The organism is Shewanella morhuae, from assembly GCF_900156405.1.
GTDB classification, from domain to species: domain Bacteria; phylum Pseudomonadota; class Gammaproteobacteria; order Enterobacterales; family Shewanellaceae; genus Shewanella; species Shewanella morhuae.
The window spans coordinates 54,233-69,882 of the sequence record NZ_FTNN01000014.1 but is presented as its reverse complement, the minus strand read 5'-3'; the positions used below and the strand labels follow the sequence as shown (position 1 = coordinate 69,882).

Genomic DNA, 15,650 nt, shown 5'->3' with positions numbered 1-15,650 from the left:
AGTAGCCACTCTATTTGGAGAACATTAATGAAGATGACACTCGATACCGAGCTTGATGTTGCGTCAGACTTAACCGCTCAGCAAATTGAGCAACAGGCGCAATTACGTCAACGATTTGAGCAACAAGCCGATGTAATGCCGGCGCAACTCGCCAGTGAACTCGGTATTGCCGAGCTTGATGTGGTTGCTGCATTGCCGCCGGAACAAGTGATATTTGTGCCTCTAGCTCAGTTAGATGAATTATTACAAGCCTTACCCAAGTGGGGCAAATTAACTACGATTGTGATGCTTTCAGGCAGTGTGTTTGAATTTAAAGGTGACTTTCCGCAGGGGAAATATGCCCACGGTTATTACAACCTTTACTGCAAGGGCGACGGTTTACACGGGCACCTTAACGTCGATACCATGCGTGCCATTGCATTAATCAGTCGACCATTTCGAGGCAGTGAAAGCCACTCGATTAACTTTTTTGGCAGTGCTGGCGAAGTGGTATTTAAAGTGTATTTAGGCCGCGATAAACAAAGGGCGTTATTTCCTGAGCAAGTTCGCCAATTTAAAGCGCTGGCAACGGCCTTTACATAATCACAATCAAGCCGCTGAATTAAATTATTATATTTAAGGAACATAACTCATGAAGCCTGAAATAACCGAACAAGAAAAGCGTTTAAGAGACAAGCTGTTACCTGAAATAGAAGCTTTTAAACAACAACATAAAAGCTTGCAGCTGGCCACGCTTGGTATTGATGGACAGCCAAATGCGAGCTACGCACCTTTTGCGCTGGCCGATGATGGTTTTTACATCTTGGTCAGTGATTTAGCTCGTCATGGGCATAACCTTAAGCACTCGGCTAAAGTCTCGGTCATGTTGGTTGAAGATGAAACTGTGGCTAAATCAGTTTTTGCCCGCAAACGTTTAACCTTTGATGCGATTGCCGAAGTGGTTCCCCGTGGCAGTCCAGCCTTTAGCAAAGGGGTTGGCGTATTGTCAGCGCGGTTTGGTGAAATGTCTGAGAATCTTGCCGCATTAACCGATTTTAACTTATACAAACTCGCGCCCCATCAGGGATTATATGTAAAAGGTTTCGGCCAAGCTTTTGTTCTTAGTGGTGTAGAGTTATTAGATGTGGGTTGGAAGCGCGATGGGCACCATGGTTCAGCCCAGCTGACTGAAAACACACAGTCTGCTTAACGTTCAATGTCACTACTTTAATGAGTATATCTAACCAAACCCGCACTTGATGCGGGTTTGGCTTTTATTATTTAGTTATAATATTCTGTAAGCGCTTGAATTTAGCATTCACTGCCAGCATCTCTTTTATATGCCTTATATAATATCGCGCAGCAGGCACTTTTATTCATGCCGATGTAATGCTTGACCTGCAATTCTACCTTAAGGATATCAAGAGTGAACGAGCCAACATCTCAGCCGCCTGAACCGATTCAATCTGTTGCCGATCCATTGAACCGCTCGCAGGAATGCGCTCATCAAGCGGCTAATGTTACAAATAATATTACAGATAACGTCACTGCTAACATTACGTCAAATGTAACGGCAAAGAGTAAAGCTGACATCTTTAACAGACAAAGGTCAGTGCTACCTTGGATTGCGGGGTTTCTCAAGCCTTACAAAATGAAAGTCGTCGCCTCGATTATTTTTCTCATAATAGGTTCACTTGCTTGGTTGTCCCTTGGTCAAGGTGTGCGGCTGATGGTCGATGAAGGCTTTGTGCGTGATAACGCGCAAAGGCTTAATGAGATCATATTACTCGTGCTGGGGATCACCGCGCTGAGTGGTGCTGCTGTGTTTTGCCGTTTTTATTTGATGACTTGGCTAGGTGAGCGCGTCAGTGCTGATATCCGCCTTACTGTTTATAACCAATTACTTAAACTATCGCCTGCATTTTATGCCAAGGTGCGAACGGGTGAAGTGATCTCTCGTTTTACCGCCGACTCAACCTTGCTACAAACCGTAGTGGGGTCAAGCCTTTCTATGGCCTTGCGCTCTAGTGTTACTGTGCTTGGTGGTTTGGTCATGATGGGGATTACCAGTGTAAAGATGACATTATTGGTGTTATTAGCAGTGCCTTTAGTATTAGGGCCTGTATTATTTTTCGGTCGTAAAGTGCGCGTACTGGCACGTGAAAGCCAAGATAGAGTTGCCGATCTTGGTGCTTATGTGGATGAAACGCTGCACGAGATCCATACAGTACAAGCCTATGGCCATGAGGATAAAGACCGCAGCTTATTTAACTCCCGCGTCGAAGACGTCATGACGGCAGCCAGTGGGCGGATCCGATATCGCGCTTTGTTGATTTCATCAGTCATGTTTTTAAGTATTGCAGCCATCGTGCTGGTGACTTGGGTGGGGGCGCAAGATGTGATGGTTGGCAAGATGACTGGCGGCGAATTGTCTGCGTTTATGTTTTATGCAGTTATGGTCGCAGGCGCAGTAGCCACCATCAGTGAGGTTATCGGCGATATTCAGCGAGCCTCGGGCGCCGCCGAGCGGTTAATTGAGCTGGCTGAAACGCAAGTCGATATCCCTGTCGCCGCAAATCCTGTGACATTACCAATAAATATTCGTGGTGAGCTCGCGATAGAATGCCTCAGCTTTTCCTACCCAGAACACGATACCTCAGTCTTAAAACAGCTCAATATGATCATTGCTGCGGGCGAGCGGGTTGCGTTAGTTGGCCCTAGTGGTGCGGGTAAAAGTACATTATTCCAGCTGTTACAGCGTTTTTATGTGCCGTCTAACGGGCGTATTCGATTAGATGGAATTGATATTGCCGATCTAACGCCCCAAGATTTACGCGCCCAATTTGCCTTAGTGCCGCAGGATTCGGTAATTTTTGCCACCAGTGTGCTTGAAAATGTGCGTTATGGACGAGTCGATGCAAGTGAGCAAGAAGTGATTGATGCTTGTATTGCGGCACGTGCCCACGAGTTCATTAGTGAATTTAGTGACGGTTATCAAACCTATTTAGGTGAACGTGGTGTACGGCTTTCTGGCGGACAAAAACAACGTATCGCCATTGCACGGGCGATTTTAGCGGATAGACCGATATTATTGCTCGACGAGGCAACCAGCGCTTTAGATGCGGTGAGTGAACAAAAAGTGAAGCAAGCGTTAGATATTTTAATGGCGGGTAAAACCACCTTGATTATCGCCCACCGCCTATCAACGGTTATTAATGCAGACAGAATTTTTGTATTTGATAAAGGGGAAATAATTGCCTGTGGTCGTCACCAAGAACTTATGCAATCGAATGATTTATATCGTGAGTTTGCCAGTTTGCAATTGTTAACCGAAGAGGCTAATGCCAGTTTTGCCTAAGGGTAAAATCCAGTGACATGTTTCATTCACTGGGAATAGCTAAGGCTCATACGTGGTCTTTAAGCTCGCGGCGCAAAATTTTACCGACGGTGCTTTTAGGTAATTGACTCTTAAATTCAATCACTTTAGGTAGCTTATAGGCGGTTAATTGTTTGCGGCAATAGAGTAGGATGTCACTTTTCTGTTGCTCTTGGTCAACACCATTATCTTTGAGTACGATAAAGGCTTTGACCGCTTCCCCCGAATGCTCGTCTTTTATCCCGACGACCGCGCATTCGATCACATTGGGGTGGCTGGCTAATACGTTTTCTACTTCGTTAGGGTAAACGTTAAAACCAGAGACAATGATCATGTCTTTTTTGCGATCAATAATCTGATGAAACCCTTCTTCGGTGGCAATAGCGATGTCACCGGTTTTGAAGAAGCCATCTGCTGTCATAGCATTCGTCGTTTCTTGTGGATTGTTCCAATAACCTTGCATTACCTGTGGACCGCACACGGTTAATTCTCCGGCGATGCCGAGGGGGGCTTCAAGGTTATTTTCATCTAACAGTTTAACCTCAGTGCCAATTACGGGTTTACCAATAGTGCCAAGCTTTTGATAACCAGGCGCATTAAGTGAAACAACTGGTGAGGTCTCAGATAATCCATACCCTTCGCTAATCATGTTACCTGTGGTCTTTTGCCAAATATTTGCTGCAGCTGCAGTGAGCGCAGTGCCGCCTGATATAGTGATTTTCAAATGGCTAAAATTCAGCGCGGTAAATTCGGGTTGATGGCATAGGGCGACAAACAAAGTGTTAAGTCCCGCAAAACCCGTAAAAGGATATTTAGCTAACGTCTTAATTAAGCCACTAATATCCCGAGGATTAGGGATAAGTACCGAGCAACCACCACATTCGAAATACAAGACTAAGTTCACCATAAACGCGTAAATATGATAAATCGGTAGTGGTGCAACGAAGATATCTTCTCCTTCGGTGATGACGCTGCCAATGCGGGATTTTACCTGCGCGGCATTGGCAAGCATATTACCGTGGGTCAACATGGCACCCTTAGATAATCCAGTGGTGCCACCGGTGTATTGCAATGCACTGAGAGTCGCCAATGTAGGGGCTATGCGCGTAAAACTAAGTTCAGCACCTTGTTTAAGTATTTGGCAAAACTCGATATTTTTAAGCCTTGTTTTTGGCTGTACCTGTGGGGCAATTAAATCTAATGGATGGGTGGAAATGACCAGTTCTATTTGGGTGCTGTCGATAACTTTGGCTAAGGTTGGTAATAAGTCAGACAGCACTACCAACGCCTTAGCGCCAGAATCATTAAACTGATGAATTAACTCGCGTTCGGTATATAGGGGATTGGTGTTAACCAGAATCAACCCCGCCCTGATTGCACCGTAGGCTGCAATGACAAACTGGGTAATGTTAGGTAATTGAATCGCAATGCGATCGCCGGGTTTGAGTGCTGTTTCATTTTGTAAGTAGGCGGCAAAGTAGCGAGAATCGCGCTCTATCTCATTAAAACTGCTGGTTTTACCAAGGCAAACATAGGCAGGCTTATCGCCGTAACGCAGACTGGTTTTCTCGATCAAATCGACAAGTGAGCTGTAGTTTAGTTTAAGTTGGGAATCTTGATCGTATGCCATGCTGAACTACCTCAAAGATGATGTTTATTAGTTGTTATTATTTTGGGGTTAAACAGGTGTTTAGATTAGAGGTTGTCTGTACTTAAGGTCAATGCTTATCGCGAAACAATCGTGATGCCAATAATGCTATCTTTATGTAAAAAAAGTATTTTTACTCTAAAGCCTAGGGCTTAACTGTAGCTTAAGTTTGAACTTTTTGATTGTGTTTTAGCTGTGCTTTAATATTGGCTTGAGTGAATTTCTGTACGACAATGAGTTAAGTTTTAGTTAATTTTTTATTGCAACGGTATCAAAAGATAGCGTGGATAATCAATATCATGGTTTGACTATCGATGGCGTGGTGAGTTTATCGGTAGTGATGTTAAATGGATGGCATAAATCAGCACTTAAGTTGGTTCCTTCAGTGCTGATTTAACGGTTAATACTATTCATTAAAGGTTAAGTTTTAAGGGCTAAAAAATCCTGTTTTTTGACTGACTTGCTGATCGGGTTGTTTAATATCAGTCACTGAGAATTGAATTATTTTACGCCCCGAGGCGAGGTTATCTCTATCGGCTAACACAGTGACTGGGTAGTCGAGTTGTTCACCAGCGGCTAGGGTAATAATTGGATTGGCAATAAGGCTAAAGGGCATTTCACTATCAACGGCGAGTTGATATTGTTTAGTCTCTTGGGTTTTGTTGCGGATCTTAAGCTGATAAGTATTTTCAATCTTATTGTCTGCCGTTTCGCGGTACAGACTTTGTCGATCGCGAATAACATTTAGCTGGATTTCGCTACGGCCATGTAAATCTAAGCCGATGACAATTAACATGATGATGACCGCAATCCCATAACCTAAGAAACGCGGTGAGCGCCAATAAGTGTAACGCACTCCTTTTATGTCATTTTCACTCATATAACCGATAAGATTTTGTTTATAATCGAATTTGAGCATTGTTTCATTGCAAGCATCAACACAGGCGCCGCAGTTGATGCATTCATATTGTAAACCGTTGCGAATATCTATGCCTGTTGGGCATACTTCAACACATAAATTACAGTCAACACAGTCACCCAAAGTAGGCTCATTTAGGCTTGTTTGTTGCTTACGTTTACGAGGGCCACGCGATTCACCGCGCTGTGCATCGTAGGTCACTGTTTTGGTGTTCGCATCGAACATGACTGCTTGAAAGCGAGAATAAGGGCAGCAATGTAAGCACATTTGCTCACGCATCCAGCCCGCATTGAGATAGGTACAAACGGCGAAAAACCATACCCAGCAAGTCACCCAAAAGCTGGCGTTACTTGTAAATATATCCACATAGAGTTCACGGGCAGGAATAAAATAACTAATAAAGGCACAGCCAGTAAGCAGAGCTGTGAGCCCCCAAAGAAGGTGTTTTGTTGTTCTTTTCGCTATTTTACTGGCAGACCACGGCGCTTTGTCGAGTTGCTTACGTTTGTTACTGCTGCCTTCAATGCGCGTTTCGATCCACACGTACATAAAAGTCCATGCTGTTTGCGGGCAGAGGTAACCACACCAAACACGGCCCCAAAATACAGTGATAAAAAAGAGGCTAAAAGCGGCGGCGATAAAAATCCACGCCAGTAGCGTAAAATCCTGTGGCCACAGTGTGATACCAAAAAAGAAAAACTGTTGTTGGCTGACATCTAACAGTATCGCTTGGCGGCCATCGATAGAGATAAATGGCAGAGTGAAAAATAGCACGATCAGCAAGCTATTCATCATGGTACGCAGGCGTTGAAAATAGCCTTTCTGCTCTCGAAAATGTATGTTGCCAGATGGTGTACTTGTTGTCAGCAAGCTGTGGCTAGAGAGATTTTTAATCGGGATGTGCAGTTCTACAGCGGGCGGCTTCGCACCCACACACTTATTCACATTTGGAGAATTTGGGGTAACTTCGCACTTTGGCATAAAGGGTCCTAACGGCTTAAATAAGATCTGCCTCCCTATAGCAAGCGCTAGGCCAAGTTAGCGTTGATTTAACTGTTTGATATATGTGGTTATTTTTAGGTTCAGCCCAAGTGCTAGTCACGATATATCACACATTGGCGATATATCGTGCATTTTCGTATGTATGCTGCGCTTATATCTCAGTAGATTGACGCTTAATCCCCAGTTTTTTCATTCGTGATCTTAACGTACTTGCTGGCACGCCGAGTACATTTGCTGCACCTAATGGACCCGATATACGCCAATGTAAACGTTTAAGGGTTTGTTCTATATGTAGGGCTTCTGCTTCAGCTAAAGTTTGCCCGTGAGCCTGAGTGAGTGGGTGGCTATTAGGCATAGCGTGAATGTGTAAAATATCGCTTTGGGATAAAATCGCTTCGCGTTCAAGAATATTTTGCAGCTCACGCACATTACCGGGCCAAGTGTATGCCATAAGCTTTTGCAGTCCCTTCTGGCTCACTCCGCGAATTTTTTTACCAAGCTTTCGATTTAAACTGTGCAGAATATGGCTGACTAGCTCAGGAATATCGTCGATCCTTGCTCGCAGTGGCGGCACTTGAATAGGGAATACATTTAGGCGGTAATACAAATCCATTCGAAATAATCCCAGCTCAACTCGCTTGAGTAAATCGTGATGACTGGCAGCGACTAAACGGATATCCACTTGAATAGTTTCACTGCCGCCAAGGCGCTCGAAGGATTGCTCTTGAATAACGCGCAATAATTTTGATTGCGCTTCTAAGCTCAGTTCCGCCACTTCATCGAGAAACAAGGTGCCTTGATGGGCGAGTTCAAAGCGACCTTTTCGGCGGCTTATGGCGCCGGTAAATGCTCCTTTCTCATGGCCAAAGAGCTCACTTTCTAATAAAGAGGCTGAGAACGCAGCGCAGTTAACACTGATCATTGGCTTGTCTTTACGATGGCTTAATTGATGTAAATTACGGGCGACTAACTCTTTACCTGTGCCATTTTCACCACAAATCAACACTGTGCTATCGGTATTGGCGACTAGATGCAATTGCTGGATCATATGGCGGATCACGCCGCTATTTCCTGATATATCCACATCGCCAGTTTTATCTGCGAGTGCGGTTTGTAGGTAATGGTTCTCTGAAGCGAGTCGTTCTGAGAGGGCTTGTACTTGGGCTAATGCTTGGCGTAATGACAGCTCAGTTTGTTTTTGAATGCTAATGTCGCGAAATATCGCGACCACGCCAACCAGTTCATTGGCGCGGTAAACGGGCGTAGAGCTGTAATGAACCGGAAAACTGCTACCATCTTTACGCCAAAATACGTCATGGGTTATCTCACGCGTAATGCCATCTTTTAAAGTGTTATAAATGGGGCAATCTTCTTGTGGGTAGTGGCTCCCGTCTGCGTGGCTATGGTGATGACAATCATGGATGTTTTTCCCGAGTAACTCTTCATTCTTCCACCCTGTCATGCGTTCTGCCGCAGGGTTAATAAAAACGGCATTACCACTTAAATCAAAGCCATAAATTCCTTCGCCAACAGCATTAAGCAATAATTGGTTCTCGGGTAAAAAATGGTTGTTTATGAGTGCTGCAGTAGATGAAAGCTGAGACATAGGCTGGTTTGCTCGATTCGCTAGCAGATAGCTTGAGTGTACCTTTAAATATAATCACGCGATATATCGCGGATTAATGGGCGGCTTTAAATGTGTTCGCAAAACTTGGTTTTAATATGCTTTTTGTGGCCATAGACAGACTGATAGCTAATATTTTTGGATCGAATAAATTGTTTGGTTACATTTTAACTGCTGTTACTAAAAAGGCTGTCAGGCAGCCTTTTTATGTATAACTGATGAGCTTAACGAGCAGCTGTTAGGCCATTGAGTACGTCGCTAATACTGAGTTTTGATGGCAAAAGAATGCCATTGGGGTGGCTTGGACCGTAGATTTTATTGTAGGGTGTTCCTGGCACGCCTTCATTTCGCATATAGCTTTCAATTGTTTTGTTGGCTTCACTCCAGTTGCCTTGCATAAGAATAATATTGTCGGCCATCAAAGCATTGACAACTTTTTCTCTATGGGTGACTTCGGCTTGATTGGTTTTGCAAATCATGCACCAATCAGAGGTGATATCAACAAAGACGGTATAACCTTTGGCAACTAAAGGCGCAATTTGCTCTGGTGCTAAGGTGCGCCACTGTAGTTTTTGGTAGGCTTGGTAATCCTCACCCTTATGTACAAATCCAATAATCGAGCCGAGTCCCACAGCGAAAAATCCCAGCACAAATATCACAGCTAGCGGTATGGTTTTGCCTTTTTGTCTTTGCCAAAGTAGCAGCAAGATAGCGCCTATTAATAAACAAAGAATGAAAATACTAATAAGAGTGATGGTGCTCATAAAACTTCCTGCTTGAGATCTGCCGATAGAGGCTTAGGTTGCGCTTATCTTAGCGGCTAACGGCTTAAATTAGCGTTAATTTATGGCTTTTTAGTCGGCAAGTTTAACCCTCAGTATTGACGCATTTAGTTGCAATTGTGTTTTGCGCCTTTTGTTAAGTATTTGTAAGCTTAAGCAGATTATGAATATAACGACTTATAAGGGAACAAGATGACAAGTTTAAGCTGGCGTAGACGAGAGTCCGCTGTATCACTGTGGCCACTATTAGTGCTGCCTCTGTTGCTATTATTTTCGATGATTGGCCATGCCGAGTCGGTGAAAAAGGTTGACGTTAAAGCTGAAAGTACAGTCCCCGAAGTGGTTAAAACAGATCATAAAATGACGATTCAAGGGCAGAAAATAAGTTATCAAGCGATAAGCGGCGAAACTATTTTAAAAGATGATAAGGGTGAGCCGCTGGCAAGTATTTTTTCAATTACCTATCTGCGTGATGACGTTAAAGATAGTCGTCAGCGTCCGGTGACCTTTGTGTTTAATGGTGGGCCAGGTTCGGCGTCGCTTTGGTTGCATATGGGCTTGTTTGGTCCTAAACGTGTGGTGGTACCCGATGCTAAAGATGATGGTGCTGCGCCTTATCATATTGAATCAAATGATTACTCTATGCTTGATGAATCCGACTTAGTATTTATCGATCCTGTTGGCACCGGCTTTAGCCGTGCTTTGGGGGATAAAAAAGGAGCTGATTTTTGGGGCGTAAAGGAAGATGCTCAGTCAATTGCTGAATTTATGCGCCGTTGGTTGATTGAACATAAGCGTTGGAACTCACCTAAATATCTGGCCGGTGAAAGTTACGGTACTACCCGTGCAGCCGCGCTAGTCAATGAATTACAAGGTGGCTGGACTGATATTTCTATTAACGGGATTATGCTGATTTCATCCATTCTTGATTTTAGTCATGCGCGTTATCAACCAGGTAATAACCAACCTTATATTGGTTTTTTACCGACAATGGCGGCAACGGCTTTTTATCACAATAAAGTCAGTGATGCAGATAAAGCCTTGGGATTAGAAACATTTATTGATGAGGCGCGCCAATTTGCTATTAAGGATTATGCCCTCGCATTACTACAAGGCAGTCGTTTAACCCCCGAGGTATATCAAACGGTACGTAAAAGCTTGGCGCGTTTTACCGGTTTAACAGAGCATTATTTAGATCGGGTTAATTTGCGCGTCAGTGCCAGTCGATACACGAAGGAGTTGCTAAGAGATCAAGATTTAACTATTGGACGCTTAGATAGCCGCTATATAGGTAAAGACTACGACAGTGGCGGCGATTCAACCGACGATGATCCATCAGGTTATGGGGTTGATGGCGCTTATACGGCTGCCATGCATCAATACCTATATGACGATTTGGGGGTCACTTTATCGCGTCCTTTCAACGTACTCTCCGTTGATGTGAACCGTAGCTGGAATTGGAATATCAGTGGTAAACAGATGCACTATGTCAACGTCGCGCCTTACCTTGGTCAAGCGCAGCGCGAGAACAAAGATCTGCGGATTTTTGTCGGTAACGGTTACTTTGACTTTGCTACGCCATTTTTTGCCACCGAAAACACCTTTGCCGATAACGGCATAGATATGAGCCGCGTTAGCATGCATTACTATAAAGCGGGACACATGATGTATGTCGAACCCACATCGTTAGGGCAACTGGTACAGGATATTCGTGCTTTTTATCATCCTAAATAGTCGTTGTTGTATGTTAAAACTGATTTATTCGCGTTAACGCCCTTATGGCGTGATGTTAGAATCGTCAGCAAGTTTACGGCCCCAGAGTTTACATACATCATAGGGGCCTTTTTATTCGGCGTAGGATGTTTTAATGAGTTTGAGTACCTGGTTAGGGTTATTGGCCATTTGTTGTTTGGGCGCTATGTCGCCGGGTCCCAGTTTAGCGATGGTGGTGCGCCACACATTAGGCGGTGGGCGAGGTAAAGGGATTGTTTGCGCGTGGGCACATTCGATTGGCATTGGGATTTATGCGTTGGTGACCTTGCTCGGTTTAGCCGTAGTGTTAAAAAAAGCGCCTTTAGTCTTTAACGGTATTGCAATTATTGGAGCGTTATATCTGGCTTGGATGGGAGTTCAAGCGCTGTGCTCAAAAGGTGGCATGCAAGCTAAGTTAGCCGCAGGTGAAGCAACTGATACTTTAACCGCCGCCCGTGACGGTATCGCGATTTCTTTATTTAATCCTAAGATAATGTTGTTTTTTCTCGCGCTTTTTAGCCAGTTCGTTATGGTGGCCGATAGCATAACGGCAAAGGCATTAATCATCTTTACGCCTTTAGTGGTCGATGGTCTCTGGTACACCCTGATTGCTTTACTGTTATCTCACTCGAGTGTATTGCCTAAGTTGAGAGAAAAAGCCAGCTTAATTGATAAATTATCCGGCGTGGTATTGATACTGTTGGCTATCCGCGTGGTGTATACGCTTTAGCTATTTATCGGCGATTTTTTGTTTCAACAAACAAAAACGCCATCAATCGATGGCGTTTTTATGTTATCGCTATGCATGAAGGGCGTGCTTAGCCTTTAAACATTTGCACCGAATTATCAGCTTCTTCTGCCGCTGCTTCTTGGGTGATTGGTGGATTTGCGATGTGATCATCTAAGTTATCACTCAGCATTTCTTTAAATTCACTGCTAAACCATTCTAATGCGCTTTCTTTCTCTGCGCCGAGATCCGCTGATTTAATCGCGGCTTCAAAGGCGTTAAAACGTGCGGCAGCAAAACGGAGGGCAGTGCCTACTTTACCTACATCGGTTTCTTGCTGACTTAGCTGGTTGGCTAAGGCAATAAACTGATCGGCAAGTTCGTAAATGGTGGTATTGCTCGTGTCTGTCATGGCGTTCACTTTAGAAAATAGCGAAATAAAACTCGATTCTAACTTAATTCGCGTAATAAGGAATCGTTAGGCATTAACTATTGGGATCTGTGTCAGTAATGACGGTTCCTGTTTGTGAGTCATAGCTAATTGACAGCTTATTGTTAACTCGATAGAAATAAGTGCACTTGCCTGGGTTGGTATAGCGGGTTTTGTAGTCGGTTTCAGTCGCATCTATATCTAAGCGAGAGACACTAGGTTGAGTGTTTTGAAATAACACTTCCCATACTGAGACACAATCTTCAACATTATCAAGGGATGGTGAGGCTTCATTGCCATAGATATAGTGCTGTGCAGGCCAGCCAAAGGCATTAAAATCAATTTGTTCAGATTGCGCCGTACCAAATACGGGTAAATCTTCTTTTGGGCCTGAGCCAACCTTAACCGCCCAAACGGCACGTGCTAGATTAATGGCTGACTTAAAGCCGCCGCCAGCTGCTTTAACAGTGGCGATTTGGGCATCCTGTTGCACATTGATAAATTTCGGTAAGGCAACGACGGCTAGAATGCCCAGTACGATGACCACCACTACAAGCTCAATCAGGGTAAAGCCTGTTTGCTGTGTTTGAATCGATTTATCAGAATGTTGGATCATCATAGCGTATTAGACAGTGCGAGAATGGACGCACTATAGCACTGAAAGTAATATGTTTTAAATGGGACTAAACATAAAATATGATGAAGCGCCCTGTATCACTTAACCATAGATACCTTTTCAAACTTGCCATTGAATGGCAGGGCTTTTAAGCTAGCTCAATAATGGAATTGAGGAAGTAGAATAGTGACTCTGGCGACATGGCAAGCATTTATCAATGAGCAAAAGGCATTGCCTTATTTTCAGCAGCTCAGTGCTTTTGTAGACAATGAACGCAGGGCGGGGAAAGTGATTTATCCACCAAAGGCCGATGTTTTTAATGCCCTTAATATTACTCCTCTCGAAAACGTCAGAGTTGTTTTGATTGGACAAGACCCCTATCACGGCCCTAATCAAGCCCATGGCTTATGTTTTTCAGTTAAGCGTGGTATTAAACCGCCGCCTTCTTTAGCCAATATGTACAAAGAATTGACAGCGGATATTACTGGCTTTTCAACACCGTCTCATGGCGACTTGTCTGCATGGGCAGAGCAGGGGCTGTTGATGCTTAATACTGTGCTGACAGTTGAGCAAGGCAAGGCGCATTCCCATGCCAAAGCAGGTTGGGAAACCTTTACGGCCGCTGCACTGGCGTTATTAAATCGCCAGACACAGCCGATTATTTTCATACTTTGGGGCAGCCATGCGATAAAGAAAGGCCAAGTGATCACCGCACCGCAACATCATGTACTTACAGGTCCACACCCGTCTCCTTTATCGGCTTACCGTGGTTTTTTTGGTTGCGGACATTTTTCTAAAGTGAATCAATTACTAATTGAACGGGGCGAAGCGCCCATCCTCTGGCAGGTTTAATGTTAAGATTAAAGGCTGAGTAGACCAAAAATCAAACAATAAAAAGGTCTTACCTAGTAAGACCTTTTTATTGGGCGATAAATAAAAATTAGCAAATAATCAATGATTACGGTCGACTGATATTTTAGCAAGTGTGACTAAAGCTTGCTTGTAGTCGCTATCGGGCAAAATAGACAGTGCGGCAATGGCTTTTTCTGACTCTTCTATCGCTTTTTGCTGGGTATAGTTTAAGGCGCCGCAATGGTGCAATGCTGCGACTATTTTATCTATAGCTTGTGTACCATCACCTTGCTCTATTGCTTGACGTATGAGCAGTTTCTCTTCTTCTGTACCATGGGCAATCGCATAGATTAGCGGCAGAGTCGGTTTACCTTCAGCAAGGTCATCACCTATGTTTTTACCTAAATCGTCACTGTCAGCGGTATAGTCGAGTAAATCGTCCGTGAGCTGAAAGGCCGTACCAAGATACTTACCATAGTTACCTAGCGCCGTTTCTTGCTCAGGCGTTGCATTTGCTAAGACCGCAGCGAGTAAAGTTGCAGCTTCAAATAGTTTGGCTGTTTTACAATAAATGACCCGCATATAACTTTCTTCAGTGGTATTAGGATCGTTGCAATTCATTAATTGCAATACTTCTCCTTCTGCCAGCACGTTAGTGGTATCGGCGAGCACTCTAAGCACTTTCATGCTGTCGAGCTCTGTCATCATTTGAAACGAGCGCGTATAGAGGAAGTCACCGACCAGTACGCTGGCGCTATTGCCGAACAGTGCGTTGGCGGTTTCGCGCCCACGGCGTAGCGTAGATTCATCAACCACATCATCGTGTAGCAATGATGCTGTATGGATAAACTCAATAATCGCCGCAAGCTTAAGATGCGCTTCGCCTTCATAATTCACCGCACGGGCGGCTAATACCGATAGCAGAGGACGAAGACGTTTACCACCACCATTAATAATGTAAAAACCTAATTGATTAATTAGGGCGACATCTGATTCAAGCTGTTTATATATCAGCTGATTGACTGCTTGCATATCAGTGTCAGCCAGTTGACGAATAGCGTTTAAATCCATAATAGACTCTGGTTGTGGGGTCATGCGTATCGGCCCCTGTTTAGGCTCGCGTGTTATAATGAAATGAATTTTACCTAAAATTTTGACATATGACAGCACTAGCTCAACTAATGTGAGAGTTAATCCGGTCTTTTTTTATTCTTTCCTAATTAGGGGTTGCCAGAGTTGGGTTCTTCGCGTAAACTCCGCGCCCATTGTCAATAAAGTTTTTTATAGCACCCTGCCTCATCAAAGTATGAGCCCGCGTGTTAGGAATTGGAGTAAAATAGCTATGTACGCTGTTTTTCAAAGTGGTGGTAAACAACACCGTGTAGCCCCAGGTCACACTGTTCGTTTAGAAAAGTTAGAAGTTGAAACTGGTTCTACTATCGAGTTTGATCAAGTTCTTTTGATCGCTGATGGCGAAACAGTTCATGTTGGTGCTCCTTTAGTTGCTGGCGGTAAAGTCATTGCTGAAGTTGTAAGTCACGGTCGTGGTGATAAAGTTACTATCATCAAGTTCCGTCGTCGTAAGCATCACGACAAGAAGATGGGCCACCGTCAGTGGTTCACTGAAGTTAAAATTACTGCTATCAACGCATAAATAGGAGTCTAACTCATGGCACATAAAAAAGCTGGCGGTTCTACTCGTAACGGCCGCGATTCAGAAAGTAAACGTCTAGGTGTAAAACGCTTTGGCGGCGAATCAGTTCTAGCTGGTAACATTATCGTTCGTCAACGTGGCACTAAATTCCACGCTGGTGTAAACGTAGGTATTGGTCGTGACCATACTTTGTTTGCTCTGACTGACGGTAAAGTTAAATTCGAAGTTAAAGGCGCTAATAACCGTAAGTTTATTAGCATCGAAGCTTAATTTTCGAAGCTAGCCTATA

General features: G+C 44.0%; 15 protein-coding genes. 8 read left to right on the top strand and 7 right to left on the bottom strand.

Annotation, left to right across the window (positions count from 1 at the left end):
• The first annotated feature begins 27 nt into the window (after positions 1–27).
• The 3 genes from hutX to BW947_RS15145 all read left to right on the top strand — a co-directional run bounded on the left by hutX (position 28) and on the right by BW947_RS15145 (position 3,337).
• Positions 28–582 carry a heme utilization cystosolic carrier protein HutX gene (hutX, locus tag BW947_RS15155; RefSeq protein WP_076501005.1) on the top strand — a complete coding sequence of 185 codons (555 nt, stop codon included), beginning with the start codon at positions 28–30 and terminating at the stop codon, positions 580–582.
• 49 nt (positions 583–631) lie between these two features.
• A complete protein-coding gene (gene hutZ / locus BW947_RS15150) occupies positions 632–1,189 on the top strand; it encodes a heme utilization protein HutZ (RefSeq protein ID WP_076501003.1) in 558 nt (185 codons plus the stop codon).
• 345 nt (positions 1,190–1,534) lie between these two features.
• A complete protein-coding gene (locus BW947_RS15145; RefSeq protein ID WP_181317903.1) occupies positions 1,535–3,337 on the top strand; it encodes an ABC transporter transmembrane domain-containing protein in 1,803 nt (600 codons plus the stop codon).
• 46 nt (positions 3,338–3,383) lie between these two features.
• On the opposite strand, the gene BW947_RS15140 is transcribed toward BW947_RS15145, so the two are convergent.
• The 4 genes from BW947_RS15140 to BW947_RS15125 form a co-directional block, all read right to left on the bottom strand.
• Positions 3,384–4,985, bottom strand: a complete 1,602-nt coding sequence (locus BW947_RS15140; protein WP_076501000.1) for an AMP-binding protein — start codon at positions 4,983–4,985, stop codon at positions 3,384–3,386.
• A gap of 445 nt (positions 4,986–5,430) precedes the next feature.
• Entirely contained in the window at positions 5,431–6,903 is a 1,473-nt protein-coding gene (gene ccoG, locus BW947_RS15135; RefSeq protein ID WP_076500999.1) for a cytochrome c oxidase accessory protein CcoG, read from the bottom strand.
• A 172-nt stretch (positions 6,904–7,075) separates the two neighbouring features.
• Positions 7,076–8,530 (bottom strand): sigma-54 interaction domain-containing protein, encoded by a 1,455-nt coding sequence (locus tag BW947_RS15130; protein ID WP_076500998.1) that lies wholly within the window; start codon positions 8,528–8,530, stop codon positions 7,076–7,078.
• 242 nt (positions 8,531–8,772) lie between these two features.
• Complete coding sequence (locus BW947_RS15125) at positions 8,773–9,312, bottom strand: thioredoxin family protein (protein WP_076500996.1); 540 nt, start codon at positions 9,310–9,312, stop codon at positions 8,773–8,775.
• A 210-nt stretch (positions 9,313–9,522) separates the two neighbouring features.
• Between BW947_RS15125 and BW947_RS15120 the strand changes: the two genes are divergently transcribed.
• Both BW947_RS15120 and BW947_RS15115 read left to right on the top strand, forming a co-directional pair.
• On the top strand, positions 9,523–11,064 hold the full coding sequence (locus tag BW947_RS15120; RefSeq protein ID WP_076500993.1) for a S10 family peptidase: 1,542 nt from the start codon (positions 9,523–9,525) through the stop codon (positions 11,062–11,064).
• A gap of 133 nt (positions 11,065–11,197) precedes the next feature.
• Positions 11,198–11,812: a LysE family translocator gene (locus BW947_RS15115; RefSeq protein WP_076500990.1), complete on the top strand. Its 615-nt coding sequence runs from the start codon at positions 11,198–11,200 to the stop codon at positions 11,810–11,812.
• Positions 11,813–11,900: 88 nt separating this feature from the next.
• Here BW947_RS15115 and BW947_RS15110 read toward each other — a convergent pair whose 3' ends face one another.
• Both BW947_RS15110 and BW947_RS15105 read right to left on the bottom strand, forming a co-directional pair.
• Complete coding sequence (locus BW947_RS15110) at positions 11,901–12,221, bottom strand: DUF3144 domain-containing protein (RefSeq protein ID WP_076500988.1); 321 nt, start codon at positions 12,219–12,221, stop codon at positions 11,901–11,903.
• Between the two features lie 73 nt (positions 12,222–12,294).
• Positions 12,295–12,858: a prepilin-type N-terminal cleavage/methylation domain-containing protein gene (locus BW947_RS15105; protein WP_076500986.1), complete on the bottom strand. Its 564-nt coding sequence runs from the start codon at positions 12,856–12,858 to the stop codon at positions 12,295–12,297.
• Positions 12,859–13,041: 183 nt separating this feature from the next.
• Between BW947_RS15105 and ung the strand changes: the two genes are divergently transcribed.
• Positions 13,042–13,707 carry a uracil-DNA glycosylase gene (gene ung / locus BW947_RS15100; protein ID WP_076500984.1) on the top strand — a complete coding sequence of 222 codons (666 nt, stop codon included), beginning with the start codon at positions 13,042–13,044 and terminating at the stop codon, positions 13,705–13,707.
• A 99-nt stretch (positions 13,708–13,806) separates the two neighbouring features.
• Here ung and ispB read toward each other — a convergent pair whose 3' ends face one another.
• The gene (ispB, locus tag BW947_RS15095; protein WP_076501078.1) at positions 13,807–14,778 is read right to left on the bottom strand and encodes an octaprenyl diphosphate synthase; all 972 of its coding nucleotides are present in this window, start codon (positions 14,776–14,778) and stop codon (positions 13,807–13,809) included.
• A 271-nt stretch (positions 14,779–15,049) separates the two neighbouring features.
• Here ispB and rplU point away from each other — a divergent pair, with 271 nt between their 5' ends.
• Both rplU and rpmA read left to right on the top strand, forming a co-directional pair.
• Positions 15,050–15,361 (top strand): 50S ribosomal protein L21, encoded by a 312-nt coding sequence (gene rplU / locus BW947_RS15090; RefSeq protein WP_076500982.1) that lies wholly within the window; start codon positions 15,050–15,052, stop codon positions 15,359–15,361.
• 15 nt (positions 15,362–15,376) lie between these two features.
• Positions 15,377–15,631, top strand: a complete 255-nt coding sequence (gene rpmA, locus BW947_RS15085) for a 50S ribosomal protein L27 (protein ID WP_006080527.1) — start codon at positions 15,377–15,379, stop codon at positions 15,629–15,631.
• Positions 15,632–15,650 lie beyond the last annotated feature (19 nt).